Annotated in this window: 2 protein-coding genes; both read left to right on the top strand. The window is 63.9% G+C overall.

Going from position 1 to position 1,652, the window contains the following annotated elements; translation table 11 throughout:
- Nucleotides 1-8: 8 nt before the first annotated feature.
- Nucleotides 9-857, top strand: a complete 849-nt coding sequence (locus tag WMO64_RS16985) for a sulfide/dihydroorotate dehydrogenase-like FAD/NAD-binding protein (RefSeq protein ID WP_349232761.1) — start codon at nt 9-11, stop codon at nt 855-857.
- A 13-nt stretch (nt 858-870) separates the two neighbouring features.
- The coding region (locus WMO64_RS16980) for an FAD-dependent oxidoreductase (protein WP_349232760.1) at nt 871-1,652 on the top strand (782 nt) is incomplete at its 3' end.

Here is a 1,652-nt window from a genome sequence, read left to right as displayed (position 1 = left end):
TGGCAAAGATTGTACGCAAGGAAGTGCTGAATCCCAGCGTGACGCTGCTGGAAGTGGATGCGCCCAAGATTGCCCGTAAGGCCCTGCCGGGGCAGTTCATCATTCTGCGGATCGACGATGACGGCGAGCGGATCCCTCTGACCATCGGGGACTATGACCGTGAGAAGGGGACGATCACCATTATCTTCCAGAAGGTGGGACTGACCACCATGCTGCTGGGAGACCTGAACGTGGGAGACGAGATCAAGGACTTTGTGGGACCCCTGGGCGTGCCCACCCACGTGGACGAGGGCGTGAAGCGCGTGTGCGTGGTAGGCGGCGGCGTGGGCTGCGCCATTGCCTATCCCCAGGCCAAGTATCTCCATCAGGCGGGGTATGAGGTGGACGTGATCGCCGGCTTCCGTTCCAAGGACATCGTGATCCTGGAGGAGGAGTTCAAGGCGGCGTGCACCAACTTCTACCTGACCACGGACGACGGCACTTACGGCGAGAAGGGCTTTGTGACGGACAAGCTGAAGGCGCTGATCGAGGCGGGGAACCAGTACGACCTGGTGATCGCCATCGGCCCTGTGCCCATGATGAAGTTCGTGTGCAAGACCACGGAGCCCTTCGGCATCAAGACGCTGGTGAGCCTGAACCCCATCATGGTGGACGGCACGGGCATGTGCGGCGGCTGCCGGGTGACGGTGGGCGGCAAGGTGAAGTTTGCCTGCGTGGACGGCCCTGACTTTGACGGGCACCAGGTGGACTTTGACGAGCTGATGAACCGGAACACCATCTACCGGGAGCAGGAGGCTGCGGCGAAGGAGCAGCACGAGTGCCGCCTGGAGCACCTGGGCCGGAAACTGATTCAGTGAGGGGGAGAAGACGATGGCAAATATGAATCCGAAGAAGCTGCCCATGCCGGAGCAGGACCCGGTGGAGCGCAGCCATAATTTCAAGGAAGTGGCCATGGGGTACACCGCGGAGATGGCGGTGGAGGAGGCGGGCCGGTGCCTGCAGTGCAAGAACCCCAAGTGCGTGGGCGGCTGCCCGGTGAACATCCACATCCCGGAGTTCATCGCCAAGGTGGCGGAGGGGGACTTTGCCGCGGCCTATGAGATCATCTCCCAGACCAACGCCCTGCCCGCGGTGTCCGGTCGTGTGTGCCCCCAGGAGACCCAGTGCGAGGCGCTGTGCGTCCGGGGCATCAAGGGTGAGCCTGTGGCCATCGGCCGCCTGGAGCGGTTCGTGGCGGACTGGTACCGTGAGCACGTCAACGCCATGCCCAAGAAGCCGGAGAGCAACGGCCACAAGGTGGCGGTGGTGGGCTCCGGCCCTGCGGGCCTGACCTGCGCCAGCGACCTGGCCAAGATGGGCTACCAGGTGAGCCTGTTTGAGGCCTTCCACGTGGCGGGCGGCGTGCTGGTGTACGGCATTCCCGAGTTCCGTCTGCCCAAGGCCATCGTGGCCAACGAGGTGGAGAAGCTGAAGGCCCTGGGCGTGGACGTGGAGACCAACACGGTGGTGGGCAAGACCACCTCCATCGACGAGCTGTTTGAGGACGGCTATGAGGCCGTGTTCGTGGGCTCGGGCGCGGGCCTGCCCATGTTCATGGGCATCCCGGGGGAGAACCTGGTGGGCGTGTACTCGGCCAACGAGTACCTGACCCG

The organism is Pseudoflavonifractor intestinihominis (genome assembly GCF_040096055.1).
In the GTDB taxonomy this organism is placed as follows: Bacteria; Bacillota; Clostridia; order Oscillospirales; family Oscillospiraceae; genus Pseudoflavonifractor; species Pseudoflavonifractor intestinihominis.
Note: the sequence above shows the minus strand (reverse complement) of the source record. Positions and strands in the feature narration are given on the sequence as shown.